Origin of the sequence: Aeromicrobium sp. SORGH_AS_0981 (genome assembly GCF_031453195.1) — a bacterium.
Lineage (GTDB): Bacteria > Actinomycetota > Actinomycetes > Propionibacteriales > Nocardioidaceae > Aeromicrobium.
The window spans coordinates 3,495,237-3,510,572 of record NZ_JAVIZD010000001.1; the positions used below are offsets into that span (position 1 = coordinate 3,495,237).

Sequence of the window (15,336 nt, forward strand, 5' to 3'; positions counted from 1 at the left end):
TCTGCGAGCCACCGGTCGAGCGCCCCCGGACCCGGGTCGTGGACGTGCGGCTCAGTTGAGGCCGGGATCCTCGGGATAGGTGGAGAGCAGGCGGACGTCGTCGTCCTGGCGCAGCAGCACGTCGCGCCACAGCCGCTCGGGCACGGGCGACAGCAGGTCGTCGTCACGCGCCTCGACGACGAGCCACGCGCCCTCCTCCAGCTCACCCTCGAGCTGCTCGGGACCCCACCCGGCGTACCCCGCGAACACGCGCAGGCCCCGCAGCGCGCCGCCCTGCGGCGGTGGCCCGTCGAGGTCGACGAGGCCGAAGGAGCCGGTCATCGCCCGCCAGCCGGGCACGGGCACGGCCGAGGGACCGAGCACCCCGACCGCGAGCGCGGCGTCGGTGGCGACCGGCCCGCCCTGGAAGAGGCAGTCGGGCGCCCCGACCACGGCGGCCCAGGCCGGCAGGACGTCCTCGACGTCGGCCTCCAGCGGATGGTTGAGGACCACGCCGAGCGCGCCGTCCTCGTCGTGGTCGAGCAGCAGGACGACGCTGCGCGCGAACGGGCCGGCAGCGATCTCCGGGGTGGCGACGAGGAGTCGACCGGCGAGCGTCTCCATGCCCCCTATGATGCCCGCATGTCAGTGACGGAGGGGCCATCCGGGCCGGACGACGCCGACGGGGACGTCGAGTTCACCGTCGACGAGCTCGCCGCGCGGGCGAACATGACCGTCCGGAACGTCCGCGCCTACGCGGCGCGAGGACTGATCGAGCCGCCTCGACTCGAGGGCCGCACCGGCTACTACCACCGAGGGCACCTGCAACGGCTGCAGCTCGTGCGCGACCTGCTCGACCGTGGGTACACGCTGGCGGCCGTCGAGAAGGCGGTGTTGTCGAGCCCGGCGTCGGCGACCGCCCCGGCGCTGGACCTGCTGCACCTGCTCGACGAGCCCTGGAACGACGTCGAGCCCGAGCTGATGAGCCGCGACGCGCTGGCCGCGCTCGCGAACGTCGGCCGCGACGACGGCCTCATCGAGGCCCTGGTCGAGTTCGGGCTGGCGGCCTGGGTCGAGGACGACCACGAGTCGGTGCTGCTGGTGCAGCCGGCGATCGTCCGCAACGGTGCCGCCGCCGTCGCCCTCGGTCTGCCCCCGAAGGACATCATCGAGCTGTTCCCGCTGCTGCAGCGCAACCTGCGCGAGATCGCGGACTCCTTCGTCGAGAACGCCGTGAAGGCGATCGCCCAGCCGTTCCTGAACCGCGGACTACCGCCCGAGGAGGCGCCGGAGGTCCTGGGGGCGGTCGAGAAGCTCCTGCCCGTGGCGAGCCAGGTCACGTACGCGATGTTCCGCAAGGAGCTGGCCGCGGCGATCGACGCCGAGATCGGCCAGCAGCTGGCCGAGGTGGGCCTGCGCGGTCGCAGCGCCCCCGCGGACGCCGACGGCTGACCCGCACGCCCGGCACGAAGGGGATCACCCCGCCCGCGCCGGGAGGGAGGGAGAAGGCGCGGACGGGGTGACGTCAGGGGGACCGCTCAGGCGGCGAGGGCGTTGCGCAGCCGGGCGATGAAGGCGCTCGCCCGACCCTCGCCGTCACGCGACGGGAGGGTGTCGACGGGTGCGTGGACGGCGCGGTCGCGGGCCTCGGCCACGATCCGCTCGCCCTGGCCGAGCAGGTCGGGGTGCCAGCTGGAGACCCCGGCGGAGACGGCCAGCAGGGCCTGCTCCTTGGCGAAGGCCTTCGCGAGCTCGGGGCGGTCGCGGTGGGCGTCGAGCAGCGCCCGTGCGCCGGGCATGGCGGCAGCCGCCGCGACCCAGGCCTCGACGGCGACCGTCGCCGGGGCGTCGCCCTCGAGCACGGTGCGGTCGAGCTGGCCGCTGAGCCGCTGGTACCAGGCCATCTGGACGTCGAAGAGGAGGGAGAGCTCGTCGCCGAACGCCTCGCGGGCGCCGGAGGTGGCATCGAGCAGCTGGTCGGCGGTGTCCTCGCGGCGGCGGTCGGCCAGCTGCAGGACCCCGCGGAGGGCGGACTTGCGACGGTTGTAGGCATCCCAGGTCATGGAGGTGCTCCTTTCGGGGGACCGTCGTTCGAGGGAACATACCCTCGGTACGTACTTCGAGTATGTTGCGTCTGCGCAGGTCAGGCAACCTGGCGTGCTGTGAGGCTCACCACCACGCGTGCGTAGGATGGGCGCCATGACCAGTCCCGCGAAGGTGCAGAAGAAGGTGCTCCGCGCCGCCCGCAGCACGACCCGCCGGACGGGCTACTCCTCGAGCACCAAGCGCGCCCTGCTGGAGAACGCGACCCAGCTGTTCGCCGCGCACGGCTACGCGGGCACGTCGCTCGACGAGGTCGTCGCGGCCGCCCGCGTCACGAAGGGTGCGCTCTACCACCACTTCCCGAGCAAGCTCGCGCTGTTCGAGAGCGTCTTCGACCGGCTGCAGGAGAAGGCCACGCGCGAGATCGAGAAGCGGATCGACACCGCCGACGACCCGTGGGAGCGCGCCCAGATCGGCCTCGAGGGCTTCCTCGAGGTGTGCCGGGAGCCGCAGTTCCGCCGCATCTGCCTGCAGGAGGGCCCGGTCGCGCTCGGGCACGAGCGTTGGGCCGTCGCCGAGCGCGCCGCCTCCTACGGCATCGTCAAGCGCACGGTCGACGCGCTGCTCGACGACCTCGGCGGGGCGAACGAGCTGAGCGAGGCCTACGCCGCCATCTTCTTCGGCGCCATCCGCTCGAGCTCGGAGTACGTCGCCGACGCCGACGACGCGGAGCAGGCGTCGGCCGAGGTGCTCGCCTCGATCAGCGGCATCCTCGCGGGCATGCGGCTGCTGCCGTCACTCACCGACCCGCACGCCGAGGCCTGACCCCTCCCGGTCGACCTCTCCCGGTCAGGCCCTCCCGCTCAGCGCAGGGAGACCGCGCCCGCGCCCTGCGGGACGAGCTCGATCCACGTCTTGCCGGGGTCGATGGTGAGCGGCGCGCCGTCCTTCGTCGTGAACGAGAGGGTCGAGCGGTTCACCTTCTTGCGCCAGGTGGTCTCCACCGCGCCGTCGGCGGTGAGGACCACGGCACGACCGGAGCCCTTCATCCGCGTCTCGGGCACCGGGTTGCCCGCCGGGTCGGTGTAGCCCGCGTCGCCGACCTTGGCGAACATCACGACGAGGGTGTCGGCGCGGAACTCGCGGGAGGCGTGGCCGTTCGTGCGCACCCAATGGCCCTTCGAGAGCTTCCACTGCGTCGTGGAGGAGCCCGAGAAGCGCACGGAGGCCCGGGTGACCCGGCGTGGCTTCGTCCCGGCCGACGAGGAGGCGGACGGCGACGCCTCGGTGCCGCCGGCGGGCGTCCAGTCGAGGTAGGGGCCCGGGATGTCGCTGGGCTTGGCCCGCTTGAGCCGCTGCAGGTCCACGAGCCGGTTGTAGGGGCGCACCTTGGCGGGGTCGCTGCTGAACCCCGGCGCGCCCTCGTCCTCGGAGAACACCTTGAGACCGGCCTTCTTGACCAGGCCGTAGGTGCCGGACGCGCCGCCCGAGGCGACGATCTGCCCGCCGACCGGCGAGGCGATGCCGATGTCGGTCGCGCGCATCGACCGCACGTGGCCGACCTTGCGCGGCAGGTTCGAGTAGTACAACGCCGCGAGGCGGGTCAGGCCGCCCTCGACGAGCTCCTCGACGACGAGGTCGGCCTGGTCGAGCCCGACCTGCGGCGCGCCCGCGTCGGTGTTCTCGATCTTGACGAGGAACACCGGGTTCTTCGGCCGACCGTCGCGCAGGACCTCGCCGGTGAGCGGTGACGTCTCGACGATGGTCCCGCCGGCACCCTTCGACGGCTCGGGAGCCGCCTTCGTGTCCTGGCCCGAGGAGCACCCCGAGAGCACGAGCCCGAGGGCCAGGACCGGGGCGACGACGGGGGCCAGGACGGCGAGGCGGTGCTTCGTCATGACCTCCACCCTGCCTGACGAGCGGCGCCCGACGTCGGACCCTGCGCCGGACGACGCGCAGGTGTCGGCACCGGCTGACACGATGGGGCCGTGCCCGAACCCACGCCCTCCGACGACCGCGCCGACGCGCCGTCGAGCCGGCTGGTCGACGACCCGCTGAGCACGGTCGCGCCGGCCACGCGGGAGTGGTTCGAGGGCGCGTTCAGCGCACCCACCCCCGCGCAGGCCGAGGCCTGGGCCGCGATCGCGGAGCGCCGTCACGTGCTCGTGGTGGCGCCCACCGGCTCGGGCAAGACCCTCGCAGCCTTCCTGTCCGCGATCGACCGGCTGCTGCACGAGCCGACGCCGGAGAAGGAGCGCCGCACCCGCGTCCTCTACATCTCCCCGCTCAAGGCGCTCGCGGTCGACGTCGAGCGCAACCTGCGGTCGCCGCTGGTCGGCATCACGCAGGTGGCGGCGCGCCGCGGCGACACGTTCTCCGACGTCCGGGTCGGCGTGCGCTCGGGCGACACGTCGGCTCGCGACCGGCGGGCGCTCGTCACCAGCCCGCCCGACATCCTCATCACCACCCCCGAGTCGCTGTTCCTCATGCTCACGTCGGCGGCCCGCGACACGCTGCGCGGTGTCGACACCGTCATCGTCGACGAGATCCACGCGGTCGCGGGCACCAAGCGCGGCGCGCACCTGGCGCTGTCGATGGAACGTCTCGACGACCTGCTCGACGAGCCGGCGCGACGCGTCGGGCTGAGCGCCACGGTCAGCCCGCACGACGAGGTGGCCCGCTTCCTGGGTGGGCGCGCCCCCGTCCACGTCGTGGCTCCCCCGTCGCCGTCGCGCCTCGAGCTCGACGTCGTGGTTCCCCTGGACGACATGACCGAGCTGTCCCGGCCGCCGTCGGCGCGCGGTGCGCAGGAGGCCGAGGTCGTGCCCGACGAGGGGTCGGCCGCGCGGTCCATCAGCGACCCGCTCGCCGACGACAACGGCGGCAGCATCTGGCCGTTCATCGAGCACGACGTCGTCGAGCGGATCCTCCAGGTGCGCTCCACGATCGTCTTCTGCAACTCCCGCGGCCAGGCGGAGCGACTCACCGCGCACCTGAACGAGCAGTGGGCCGACCGCGAGGCCCGCGCGGAGCCGCAGACGACGAGCACCCTGCCGCCGAGCCGGGTGTCCGGCGTGAGCGGCACGGCGTCGGGGCGCGGCGACGCGCAGGAGGTCGGTGCGCTCGCCCGTGCTCACCACGGGTCGGTCAGCAAGGAGCAGCGGGCGCTCATCGAGGACGACCTTAAGTCGGGCCGGCTGCGCTGCGTCGTCGCCACCTCGAGCCTCGAGCTCGGCATCGACATGGGCGCCGTCGACCTCGTGGTGCAGATGTCGACGCCCCCGTCGGTCGCGAGCGGGCTGCAGCGGGTCGGTCGCGCCGGCCACCAGGTCGGCGAGGTCTCGCGCGGTCTCGTCTACCCGACCACGCGCCACGACCTCGTGGGCGCCGCGGTCACGGCCGAGCGGATGCGCGCCGGCGCCATCGAGCGGCTCGCGGTACCGGCGAACCCGCTCGACGTCCTGGCCCAGCAGACCGTCGCGGCCTGCGCCCTGGAGCCGGTCGAGGTCGAGGCCTGGTTCGACGTGGTCCGACGGTCCGCGCCGTTCGCTGCCCTCCCCCGCTCTGCGTACGAGGCCACGCTCGACCTCCTGGCCGGGCGGTACCCGTCCGACCGGTTCGCCGAGCTGCGACCTCGGCTCGTCTGGGACCGCGACGCAGGCACCATCGTGGGGCGGCCGGGCGCGCAACGGCTCGCCGTCACGAGCGGCGGCACCATCCCCGACCGCGGGCTGTTCGCCGTGGTGCTGGCCGACGGCGTCGACGAGGGACCGTCCAAGCGGGTCGGCGAGCTCGACGAGGAGATGGTCTACGAGTCCCGTGTCGGCGACGTGTTCGCGCTCGGGGCCACCAGCTGGCGCATCCAGGAGATCACCCACGACCGCGTGATCGTGACCCCGGCGTTCGGCGAGCCCGCCCGGCTGCCGTTCTGGCGCGGCGACGCCGCAGGCCGCCCGGCCGAGCTGGGCGAGGCGATCGGCGCGTTCCTGCGTCGGGTCACGGAGGGCCACGCCCCCGAGCACCTCGACGAGCGGGCCCGGTTCAACCTCATGGCCTTCCTCGACGAGCAGCGCGAGGCCATGAGCACGCTGCCGACCGACCGCACGCTGGTCGTCGAGCGCTTCCACGACGAGCTCGGCGACTGGCGGGTCGTGCTGCACTCCCCCTACGGCCGTCGCGTGCACGCGCCGTGGGCGCTGGTCGTCGCGGCGCGCGTGCTGGAGCGGTACGGCGTCGACGGCTCGGTCGTGGCCACCGACGACGGCATCGTCGCGCGCATCCCCGACACCTCGTCGCCCTGGGCCGCCGACGACTCCGACCCGGAGGCCGCCGGCGTGCCGGGTGCCGACCTGTTCACGCTCGACGTCGACGACCTCGAGCGCGTCGTCACGGCCGAGGTCGGCGGCTCTGCGCTCTTCGCGTCGCGTTTCCGCGAGTGCGCGGCGCGCGCCCTGCTGCTCCCCCGCCGCAACCCCGGCGCCCGGGCCCCGCTGTGGCAGCAGCGTCAGCGCGCGGCCCAGCTGCTCGACGTCGCGCGCGAGCACGCCGACTTCCCGATCCTGCTCGAGACGGCGCGCGAGTGCCTGCAGGACGTGTACGACCTCCCCGCTCTCACCACGCTCGCCGAGCGGGTGGCGCAGCAGGACGTGCGCATCGTCGAGGTCGAGACGTCGACGGCCTCGCCGTTCGCCCGCACGCTGCTGTTCGGCTACGTGGCCACCTTCCTCTACGAGGGCGACACGCCGCTCGCCGAGCGGCGCGCGGCCGCGCTGTCGCTCGACCCGACGCTGCTCTCGGAGCTGCTGGGCCGCGCCGAGCTGCGCGAGCTGCTCGACCCGGAGGTGCTGGAGCGCACCGAGGCCGAGCTGCAGCGACTCGCCGAGGACCGTCGTCTGCGCGGTGTCGAGGGCGCCGCCGACCTGCTGCGGCTGCTGGGTCCGCTCACCACCGACGAGGTCGACGCGCGCCTCGTCGACGACGCCGTGCCGGCCCTCAAGGAGCTGCAGGACGCCCGTCGTGTCGTGGAGCTGCCGGTGGCCGGCGAGCCGCGCTGGGTGGTCGTCGAGGATGCGGGCCGGCTGCGTGACGCGCTCGGGGTCGTGGTGCCGCTCGGCATCCCGGACGCCCTCCTGCAGCCGGTGGCCGATCCGTTGGGCGACCTCCTCTCGCGCTACGCCCGCACCCACGGCCCGTTCACGGCCGACGAGGCGGCGGCGCGGTTCGGTCTCGGCCGTGCCGTGGTGCTCGACGTGCTGCGTCGGCTCACCCGCGACGACCGGCTCGTCGAGGGCGAGTTCCGCCCGGGTGCTGCGGGCACCGAGCACGTCGACACCGACGTGCTGCGCCGGCTGCGCAGCCGCTCCCTCGCGGCCGCGCGACAGCAGATCGAGCCCGTCGAGCCGCGCACCTTCGCCCGGTTCCTGCCCTCCTGGCAGGAGGTCGGCGGGTCGCTGCGCGGCCTCGACGGCGTGCTCGCCGTGGTCGACCAGCTCGCCGGCGTGCCGCTTCCCGCGTCGGCCTGGGAGTCGCTGGTGCTGCCGTCGAGGGTCCGTGACTACAGCCCGGCCCAGCTCGACGAGCTGCTCGGCGCGGGCGAGGTCGTGTGGACCGGGGCGGGCACGCTCGCCGGCAGCGACGGCTGGGTGCAGCTGCACCCAGCCGACCTCGTGCTGCCCGCCCGGCGCGATCCGGTCGAGCCCGACGAGCTCGGCCTGCGCGTGCTGTCGCTCCTCGAGGACGGTGGTGCGTACCTCTTCCGCCAGCTCACCCAGGGTCTGACCACCGACGACGGCAAGCCGGTCTCCGACGACGCGGTCGTGGAGGCGCTGTGGCAGCTGGTCTGGTCGGGTCGGGTGGCCGGCGACTCCTACGCCCCGGTCCGCGCCCGGCTGGGTGGCCGCGGCGCGCACCGCTCACGCGGCGGCTCCACGCCACGCGCGCGGCTGCACGCCCGTCGCGGCATGGCGGCCTCCCCCCGGGCCGCGCGCCTCGGCCCACCGGTCGCGTCAGGGCGCTGGTTCGCGGTCGAGCGTCCCGGCGACGACCCCGCCGAGCAGGCCGCGCTGCAGGTCGCGCGCACCGAGGCGCTCGTCGCGCGGCACGGCGTGGTCACCCGCGGCGCGGTGGTGGCCGAGCAGACGCCGGGCGGGTTCGCCGGCGCCTACCGCGTGCTGCGCGAGCTGGAGCAGAACGGCTCGGTGCTGCGCGGGTACTACGTCGACTCCCTGGGAGCGGCCCAGTTCGCGTCGTCGGCGACGGTCGACCGCATGCGCTCGTTCGAGCGCCCCGACGACGAGCAGGCCGACGTCGACGCGGTCGTGCTCGCCGCCACCGACCCCGCCCAGCCGTTCGGTGCCGCGCTCCCCTGGCCCGCCGTCGTCGACCCGGCCGACGACCTGAAGCACCGCCCGGCGCGCAAGGCCGGTGCGCTGGTGGCCGTCCACGACGGTCGCGCGGTGCTCTACCTCGAGCGCGGCGGACGTTCGTGCCTGGCGTTCACCGACGACGTCGACGTCCTCACCCGCGCCGCGCGGGCCGTCGCGGGCCTCGGTCGGTCGGGGCGCATCCCGCGACTCACCGTCGAGTCGGTCAACGGCCGCCCAGCCGGCACCACGCCCACCGGCGAGGCACTGCTCGCGGCGGGGTTCGACCGGCACCCGAAGGGCCTGCGACTCGACCTGCGCCGCGGCAGCGACACCGCCCGCCGCCCCACCTCCTCCGGACGGCCCAGCCATGCCTGAGGGAGATACCGGGCGAGGCGTGACACCCCGCACCACCCACCCCGTCGTACGCCAGGAGGTCGCCGATGCCCGAAGGTGACACCGTCTGGCGCACCGCCCACCACCTGCGCGAGGTGCTGGAGGGCCGGGAGCTGGTGCGCACGGACGTGCGCGTGCCGCAGTGGGCGACGCTCGACCTGTCCGGTCGCACGGTCGATGAAGTGCTGAGCCGCGGGAAGCACCTGCTGATCCGCGTCGGTGACGCGTCGATCCACTCCCACCTGAAGATGGAGGGTGCGTGGCACGTGCTGCGCCGGGGCAGCCGGTGGCGTCGTCCGGCGCACACGGCACGCATCGTGCTCGAGACCGAGCAGCACCAGGCGATCGGCTTCCAGCTCGGACTGCTCGAGATCCTCAAGCGCGAGAACGACGACGACGCGCTGGCCTACCTGGGGCCCGATCTCCTCGGCCCCGACTGGGACCTCGCGGAGGCGACGCGTCGGGTCGAGTCCGACCCGGACCGGCCGATCTTCGTGGCACTGCTCGACCAGCGCAACCTCGCCGGGCTGGGCAACGAGTACGTCAACGAGCTGCTGTTCCTGTCGGGGCTGGCGCCGACACGTCGGGTCGGTGACGTGCCCGATGTCGCGCGCGTGGTCGAGCGGGGTCACCGCCTGCTCGACGTCAACAAGGCGCGGGTGGAGCGGACGTTCACGGGCAGCACGCGCCAGGGCGAGGAGCGCTGGGTCTACCGCCGCGAGCACGCACGGTGCCGGCGCTGCGGCACCCCGTTGCGCGACGGCGAGCTCGGCGACCAGCCGGGCCGCGAGCGGATCACCTTCTGGTGCCCCCACTGCCAGACGTGAGGCCGTCCGCGGTGCGCAGCAGCAGGGCGGCGAGCCAGACCCAGGCGACGACGAACGCCACGCGCTGCCAGAGACCGGGTGCGGGCAGCGTGCCCTGGTCCGCGAGCGAGTAGGCCAGCGACGCCCACAGGGACACCACGGCGGCCACGAAGGCACCCTTCGCCCTCGGCGCGGTCGTCTCGTCGCGCCGCCAGCGCGCGGCCTGGACGATCATGGCCGCAGGAAGCGTGGTGGACGCGACGAGCAGCGCGAGGTCGCCGAGGGCGGACGACGCCGTCCCCTGCGCGGCGACCGCGCCCGTCCCGAACGGCTCCGTGCTGGGCGAGGTGAAGGCGAGCGCGACGAGCGACAGGGCATGGAGTCCGAGCAGCACCGGCACCGCGCGCCGAGGCCGCCCAGAACCACGCTCAGGGTCGAGCGACGGAGCCAGGGACTGCAGCGACAGCACGAGCGAGAGCCCAGCGGCCGCGAGCACCACGCGGACGAGCGCTCCGAGGCCTCCCGCCAGCACCACGCCCACAGGTCGGTCGACCACGTCGCCGGGTGAGACGACCACCACCAGCAGGGACAGGACCAGCAGCGCGCCGCCTGCGGCCCGCAGGGTCAGCTGGTCGATGCGCACCGGCCCACCCTAGTCGTCCCCCACCCCGCGTGCCCTACCCCGCTGAGCGTGACGTTCGCGGGGCGCGGACGGCCGATCCGGCCCGCAAACGTCACGCTCAGCGGGGTGGGACGGGGCTCAGGAGGCCTTGGTCCAGACCATCTGCTCGTCGAGGTCGGTGCGCCGGTTGTCCCAGGCGTCGAGGAACCAGTTCTGCCGGACCGTCCAGGGCCGCTCCTTGCCCTGCTGGGGCAGGACGCCGACGGCACGCTGCACGTAGCCGGACTGCAGGTCGAGCGCCGGCGCACCCTGCCCGCCGACGGCGTCGGGATCGGGCATGCCGGCGACGTAGCCGTGCTCGCGCATGTGCTGCAGCAGCCGGGCGACGTACTGCCACGACAGGTCGGCGCGGAGCGTCCACGAGGCGTTCGTGTAGCCGATGCACCAGGCCAGGTTCGGCACGCCGCTGATCATGAGGCCCTTGTAGACGAAGCGCTCGTTCGGGTCGACCTTCTCCCCGTCGACGTCGATCGCGACCTTGCCCAGCGCGACGACCTTGAGGCCCGTGGCCGTCACGACGACGTCGGCGTCGAGGTGCTCGCCCGACACGAGCCGGATGCCGGTCTCGTCGAAGGAGTCGATCCGGTCGGTCACGATCGACGCCTGGCCGCGACGCAGCGTGCGCCACAGGTCACCGTTCGGGACGACGCAGAGCCGCTGGTCCCAGGGGTCGTAGCGCGGCGTGAGGTGCTGGGGGTCGAAGCCCTCGGGCACCGCGCCCTGGGCGCGGTTCAGCAGGATCTTGCGCGCGGCCGACGGGAAGCGGCGGCAGAACTCGTAGAAGCCGATCGCCGTGGCAGCGTTCTTGAGCCGCGTCAGCCGGTGGGCCGGGCCGGCGGGCAGCACCTTGCGCAGGCCCGCGGAGATCGCGTCCTCCTGCGGCAACGAGGTGATGTAGGTGGGCGAGCGCTGGAGCATGGTCACGTGCCCGGCCTGCTCGGCCATCGACGGCAGCAGCGTGATCGCGGTGGCGCCGGAGCCGATGACGACGACCTTCTTGCCCGCGTAGTCGAGGTCCTCGGGCCAGAACTGCGGGTGCACGACGGTCCCGGCGAAGTCCTCCAGCCCGGGAAAGTCAGGGGTGTAGCCCTCGTCGTAGTCGTAGTAGCCGCTGCACATGAACAGGAACGAGCAGGTCTGCTCGACGAGCTCGCCGTCGACCTCGCTCGTGACCGTCCAGCGCGCGTCGTCGGACGTCCAGCTGGCGCCGACCACGCGGTGGCCGTAGCGGATGCGCTCGGCGATGCCGTGCTCCTCGGCGGTGCTCCGGATGTACTCGCGGATGTCCGCACCGTCGGCGATCGCCTTGCGGTGGGTCCAGGGCCGGAACGGGTAGCTCAGCGTGTACATGTCGGAGTCCGAGCGGACGCCCGGGTAGCGGAAGAGGTCCCACGTCCCGCCCACCGCGTCGCGCGCCTCGAGGACCGCGTAGCTCGACCCTGGGCTCATCGTGCTCAGCCGGTAGGCGGCCCCGATGCCGGACAGACCGGCCCCGACGATGACGACGTCGACGTGCTCCATACGTGAACCTCTTTCAGATACCGACGGTATCTGAAACCGTACGCGGGGTACGGGAGCGCGTCAAGACGCTCTGTCCCGACGACCAGCCCTCCACTACGATCGGCGGCGTGAGCGACGTGCTGCAGGACGACCGTGACCGGACCCCCGACACGAGGGAGGCCGGCGACGCCGACGTCCGCGACCCGAGGTGGCTGATGCTGGTCGCCGGCGTCGTCGGGCTCGCCGCGGCGATCGTCCTCACGATCGACAAGGTCAAGCTGCTCACGGCTGAGGCCGCCGGCACCGACAAGACCCTGAACTGCGACCTTAACGCGTTCGTCAGCTGCGGCGGTGTCATCAACACGCCCGAGGCATCGGCGTTCGGCTTCCCCAACCCGATCATCGGCATCGTCGGCTTCACCGTGGTGGTCACGCTGGCCGTGCTGCTGCTCGCCGGCGTCCGCCTCCCCGCCTTCGTGTGGGCCGGGCTGCAGGTCGGCGTGCTCTTCGGGATCGGCTTCGTGACCTGGCTGCAGTACCAGAGCATCTACGACATCGGGAAGCTCTGCCCGTGGTGCATGGTCGTCTGGACGTTCATGATCCCGCTGTTCGTGGTGGTCACCGCCCGCAACCTGCGCGCCTTCGCGCCGGGCTCCGCGGTCACGCGGTTCCTCAGCAACTGGACGCTGCTCGTGGTCGTGCTCTGGTACGTGGCCGTGCTGTCGGCCATCTGGTTCCGCTTCGGCGAGAACCTCTGGGCCTGACGGTCAGGACGCGCCGGCCACGGCGCCGGCGAGCTCGTCGAGCACCTCGGCCAGTCGTACGTCGCGTCCGCTGACGCCGTTCACGTCGTGGCTGACGAGCCGCACGTCGACCCGGTCGTAGACGTTGGTCCACTCGGGGTGGTGGTCCATCTCGTCGATCCGCGGGGCTGCCGCGGCCATGAAGCCGATGGCGTCGGCGAAGCTCTCGAAGTGGTACGTGCGGGTCAGGCCCGACGCGTCACCCTCCCATCCGGGCAGGTGCTCGAGCGCCTGGGTGACGCGGGCCGGGTCGAAGGGCTCGTCCATGTCCCGACCGTACGCGTCAGGCAGCGGCCGCGCGAGCCCGTCGGGTGATGGCGTCGACGAGCACCTGCGGGGCGTGGTCGGGGATCCAGTGGCTGACGCCCTCGAGCACGACGAGCTCGTACGGCGCGTCCACGTGACGCGGCGTGAGGTCGACGCCGGCGCGACCGAGCGCGACGTCGCCGGTGCTCCACACCAGGGTCGTCGGCACGCGCACCGTGCCCTGCAGGCCCTTGGCCGAGAACGGCAGCGCGCGGTAGAAGCCGAGACCGCCCGTCAGTGCCCCGCCGTCGATCATCTCGGTCTGGAAGCGGGCGAGCAGGTCGCGGTCCATGCCGGCGTGGCGCAGCACCCGCTCGCGCACCCCTCGTGCCCGGGTGAGCACGAGCTCAGGGACCACCGGCAGCTGGAAGAAGCCCATGTACCAGGACTTGAGCAGCTGGGTGCTGCGTGCCATCGACGCCACGAACGCCGCCGGGTGGGGCACCGACACGGCGGTCCAGGAGAGCAGCCGGTCCGGGTGGCGTGCCGCGACGACCCAGCCGATCGCCGATCCCCAGTCGTGCCCGACCAGGTGCACCGGCTCCCCCACGACCGCGAGGAGCGCTGCGACGTCGTCGGCCAGCAGCTCGGTGGCGTAGGCCCGTCGACCCGCCGGGCGCGCGCCCGGCGAGTAGCCGCGCAGGTCCGGCGCGATCGTGCGGTAGCCGTCGGCGTGGAGCAGCTCGCTGACCTTGTCCCACGACGTCGACGTCTGCGGGAACCCGTGCAGCAGCACGACGGGCGGACCGTCGAGCGGCCCGGTGTCGCGCACGTCGAAGGTGAGACCGTCGTGGGAGAACGTGTGGATCCGACGTCGCCTGGCCATGTCCGTGACCATACCGGCGGTACGGGCTGCGCCGCACCTCGCACGGCTGCGGCCGGCGCCCAGCACTCCCTGACGTCGCGCACAGGTCCGTGACAGGAACGCTCGTCATCGTCGACGAGGACACACCTCAACGGAAGAGAGTCACCTGATGAACACCTCCACCGCAGCCCGACTCGGCATCGCCGGCCTCGTGGCCGGAGCCGGCCTGGCCGTCGGCGGCGTGGCGCTCGCGTCCGCGGACACCGCCTCGACCGGCAGCGGCACCAGCAGCAGCTCCCGCCCCGCCGGACCGCACGGCGGCCCCGGCGCGCAGGCCGCCGTGATCGCGAAGCAGCTCGGGCTGGAGCAGTCGGTCGTCGAGAAGGCGCTGGCCGCCGTCCGCGACGACCTGCGACCCGCCAAGCCGAAGGACGGCGAGAAGCCGACCCCGCCCACGGATGCCGAGCGCGAGCAGCGTGACGCCAAGCTGGCCGCCGCCCTGGCCAAGGAGCTGGGCGTCTCGGAGTCGAAGGTCGAGTCGGCGCTCGCCGCCGCCGAGAAGCAGGCCGAGTCCGACCGCACGGAGCGACGCACCGAGGAGCGCAGCGCCCTGTCGGAGCGGCTCGACGACGCCGTCGACGAGGGCACGATCAGCTCGTCGGACAAGGCGTCGGTCCTGAAGGCCTACGACGCCGACCTGCTCGGACCGGCCGGAGGCCCGGGCGGTCCCGGCGGTCCCGGTCGCGGCGGACCCGCCGCACCCGACGCCCAGGACGACTCCTCGTCCTGAGCACCTTCCCCGACGCCCCCGTCCGCACCTGCGGGCGGGGGCGTCGTCGTGCTGGCGCACACCTCCTCCTGAGTATTTGACAACGATTCTCATTCTTGTCTAAGGTGCTCGCAGATCGGCCGCCACCACGCGGCCCCCGTCCCGCCCGGTCAGTGGCGGTTAGAGAGCACCGCGACCGCGCCCGCGGTCGTCCGACCCACCCGCGTCCGGTCGGCAGCTGCCCCCGGACGGATCGAAGGAGAAGCATGTCCTCTGCACGACTCATCACCGCCGTCCTCGCCGGTGGAGCCGCCTCCGTGGCGTTCAGCCTCCCCGCCCACGCCGAGACGGCCATTCCGGCCGGGCACAACGACGTGGTCGAGCTCGAGTGCACCGACGCCGGTGGCGCCGCGAGCTACGAGCTCGGCAGCCACCTGGGCGGCCAGCACGTGTCCCCCGCCGACATCGGCAACCACCGCGCGACCTTCCCGGCCTCCAGCGCCGGCGTCAGCCACACCGGCGGCGCCTGGGTCGTCGACGCCGACCTCGACTCGTCCCTGCCCGACCTCGGCTTCAGCTACGAGGTCGCCGCCGGGGCCGAGAGCGTCTGCGCCGACTCCGTGACCATCACGCTCGACTCGGGCGTGACGTTCGGCGGCTCGTCGACCGTGACCCTCACGCAGGCCGCCGACCACGTCCACGGCGAGTGGCGTCTGCCCGCGGCCAGCGCCACCGCGACCAGCTACGCGGTGAGCCTCGACGTCGAGACGGGCGACGGCGCCTTCGCCGAGACCCTCTCGCCGCTGAACATCACGGCCGGCTCCTGACACCCCGCCTCGGGGCGGCACACGCTGCCGCCCCGAGGTGCCCCGCCCCCCTCCCTGC

Annotated in this window: 14 protein-coding genes; 7 read left to right on the plus strand and 7 right to left on the minus strand. The window is 73.5% G+C overall.

Going from position 1 to position 15,336, the window contains the following annotated elements; all coding sequences use genetic code 11:
- Positions 1-51: 51 nt before the first annotated feature.
- Complete coding sequence (locus tag QE370_RS17275; protein ID WP_253025597.1) at positions 52-603, minus strand: YqgE/AlgH family protein; 552 nt, start codon at positions 601-603, stop codon at positions 52-54.
- 18 nt (positions 604-621) lie between these two features.
- On the opposite strand from QE370_RS17275, the gene QE370_RS17280 reads away from it, so the two are divergent.
- Positions 622-1,431: a MerR family transcriptional regulator gene (locus tag QE370_RS17280; RefSeq protein ID WP_253025595.1), complete on the plus strand. Its 810-nt coding sequence runs from the start codon at positions 622-624 to the stop codon at positions 1,429-1,431.
- Between the two features lie 86 nt (positions 1,432-1,517).
- On the opposite strand, the gene QE370_RS17285 is transcribed toward QE370_RS17280, so the two are convergent.
- A complete protein-coding gene (locus QE370_RS17285; RefSeq protein WP_309635108.1) occupies positions 1,518-2,042 on the minus strand; it encodes a hypothetical protein in 525 nt (174 codons plus the stop codon).
- Positions 2,043-2,178: 136 nt separating this feature from the next.
- Between QE370_RS17285 and QE370_RS17290 the strand changes: the two genes are divergently transcribed.
- The gene (locus tag QE370_RS17290) at positions 2,179-2,847 is read left to right on the plus strand and encodes a TetR/AcrR family transcriptional regulator (protein ID WP_253025591.1); all 669 of its coding nucleotides are present in this window, start codon (positions 2,179-2,181) and stop codon (positions 2,845-2,847) included.
- 38 nt (positions 2,848-2,885) lie between these two features.
- On the opposite strand, the gene QE370_RS17295 is transcribed toward QE370_RS17290, so the two are convergent.
- On the minus strand, positions 2,886-3,920 hold the full coding sequence (locus QE370_RS17295) for a DUF3048 domain-containing protein (RefSeq protein ID WP_309635109.1): 1,035 nt from the start codon (positions 3,918-3,920) through the stop codon (positions 2,886-2,888).
- A 90-nt stretch (positions 3,921-4,010) separates the two neighbouring features.
- Here QE370_RS17295 and QE370_RS17300 point away from each other — a divergent pair, with 90 nt between their 5' ends.
- Positions 4,011-8,762 carry an ATP-dependent helicase gene (locus QE370_RS17300; protein ID WP_309635110.1) on the plus strand — a complete coding sequence of 1,584 codons (4,752 nt, stop codon included), beginning with the start codon at positions 4,011-4,013 and terminating at the stop codon, positions 8,760-8,762.
- Positions 8,763-8,827: 65 nt separating this feature from the next.
- A complete protein-coding gene (locus QE370_RS17305) occupies positions 8,828-9,607 on the plus strand; it encodes a DNA-formamidopyrimidine glycosylase family protein (RefSeq protein WP_253026424.1) in 780 nt (259 codons plus the stop codon).
- Here the strand turns inward: QE370_RS17305 and QE370_RS17310 are convergent.
- Complete coding sequence (locus QE370_RS17310) at positions 9,576-10,229, minus strand: DUF998 domain-containing protein (RefSeq protein ID WP_309635111.1); 654 nt, start codon at positions 10,227-10,229, stop codon at positions 9,576-9,578. The two genes, QE370_RS17305 and QE370_RS17310, sit on opposite strands and share 32 nt — an antisense overlap.
- A 117-nt stretch (positions 10,230-10,346) precedes the next feature.
- A complete protein-coding gene (locus QE370_RS17315) occupies positions 10,347-11,789 on the minus strand; it encodes an NAD(P)/FAD-dependent oxidoreductase (protein WP_309635112.1) in 1,443 nt (480 codons plus the stop codon).
- A 107-nt stretch (positions 11,790-11,896) separates the two neighbouring features.
- Between QE370_RS17315 and QE370_RS17320 the strand changes: the two genes are divergently transcribed.
- Complete coding sequence (locus tag QE370_RS17320; RefSeq protein WP_309635113.1) at positions 11,897-12,532, plus strand: vitamin K epoxide reductase family protein; 636 nt, start codon at positions 11,897-11,899, stop codon at positions 12,530-12,532.
- 3 nt (positions 12,533-12,535) lie between these two features.
- On the opposite strand, the gene QE370_RS17325 is transcribed toward QE370_RS17320, so the two are convergent.
- Both QE370_RS17325 and QE370_RS17330 read right to left on the minus strand, forming a co-directional pair.
- Positions 12,536-12,838 carry a 4a-hydroxytetrahydrobiopterin dehydratase gene (locus QE370_RS17325; RefSeq protein ID WP_253026416.1) on the minus strand — a complete coding sequence of 101 codons (303 nt, stop codon included), beginning with the start codon at positions 12,836-12,838 and terminating at the stop codon, positions 12,536-12,538.
- 16 nt (positions 12,839-12,854) lie between these two features.
- Positions 12,855-13,703: an alpha/beta fold hydrolase gene (locus tag QE370_RS17330; protein ID WP_309635114.1), complete on the minus strand. Its 849-nt coding sequence runs from the start codon at positions 13,701-13,703 to the stop codon at positions 12,855-12,857.
- A gap of 148 nt (positions 13,704-13,851) precedes the next feature.
- Between QE370_RS17330 and QE370_RS17335 the strand changes: the two genes are divergently transcribed.
- Positions 13,852-14,472: a hypothetical protein gene (locus tag QE370_RS17335; RefSeq protein WP_309635115.1), complete on the plus strand. Its 621-nt coding sequence runs from the start codon at positions 13,852-13,854 to the stop codon at positions 14,470-14,472.
- Positions 14,473-14,717: 245 nt separating this feature from the next.
- Complete coding sequence (locus QE370_RS17340) at positions 14,718-15,278, plus strand: hypothetical protein (protein WP_309635116.1); 561 nt, start codon at positions 14,718-14,720, stop codon at positions 15,276-15,278.
- Positions 15,279-15,336 lie beyond the last annotated feature (58 nt).

Bases quoted from the DNA above. Each gene is read 5' to 3' on its own strand.
- QE370_RS17275 (WP_253025597.1), bottom strand. From the start codon at position 603: ATGGAGACGCTCGCCGGTCGACTCCTCGTCGCCACCCCGGAGATCGCT.
- QE370_RS17280 (WP_253025595.1), top strand. From the start codon at position 622: ATGTCAGTGACGGAGGGGCCATCCGGGCCGGACGACGCCGACGGGGAC.
- QE370_RS17285 (WP_309635108.1), bottom strand. From the start codon at position 2,042: ATGACCTGGGATGCCTACAACCGTCGCAAGTCCGCCCTCCGCGGGGTC.
- QE370_RS17290 (WP_253025591.1), top strand. From the start codon at position 2,179: ATGACCAGTCCCGCGAAGGTGCAGAAGAAGGTGCTCCGCGCCGCCCGC.
- QE370_RS17295 (WP_309635109.1), bottom strand. From the start codon at position 3,920: ATGACGAAGCACCGCCTCGCCGTCCTGGCCCCCGTCGTCGCCCCGGTC.
- QE370_RS17305 (WP_253026424.1), top strand. From the start codon at position 8,828: ATGCCCGAAGGTGACACCGTCTGGCGCACCGCCCACCACCTGCGCGAG.
- QE370_RS17315 (WP_309635112.1), bottom strand. From the start codon at position 11,789: ATGGAGCACGTCGACGTCGTCATCGTCGGGGCCGGTCTGTCCGGCATC.
- QE370_RS17325 (WP_253026416.1), bottom strand. From the start codon at position 12,838: ATGGACGAGCCCTTCGACCCGGCCCGCGTCACCCAGGCGCTCGAGCAC.
- QE370_RS17330 (WP_309635114.1), bottom strand. From the start codon at position 13,703: ATGGCCAGGCGACGTCGGATCCACACGTTCTCCCACGACGGTCTCACC.
- QE370_RS17335 (WP_309635115.1), top strand. From the start codon at position 13,852: ATGAACACCTCCACCGCAGCCCGACTCGGCATCGCCGGCCTCGTGGCC.
- QE370_RS17340 (WP_309635116.1), top strand. From the start codon at position 14,718: ATGTCCTCTGCACGACTCATCACCGCCGTCCTCGCCGGTGGAGCCGCC.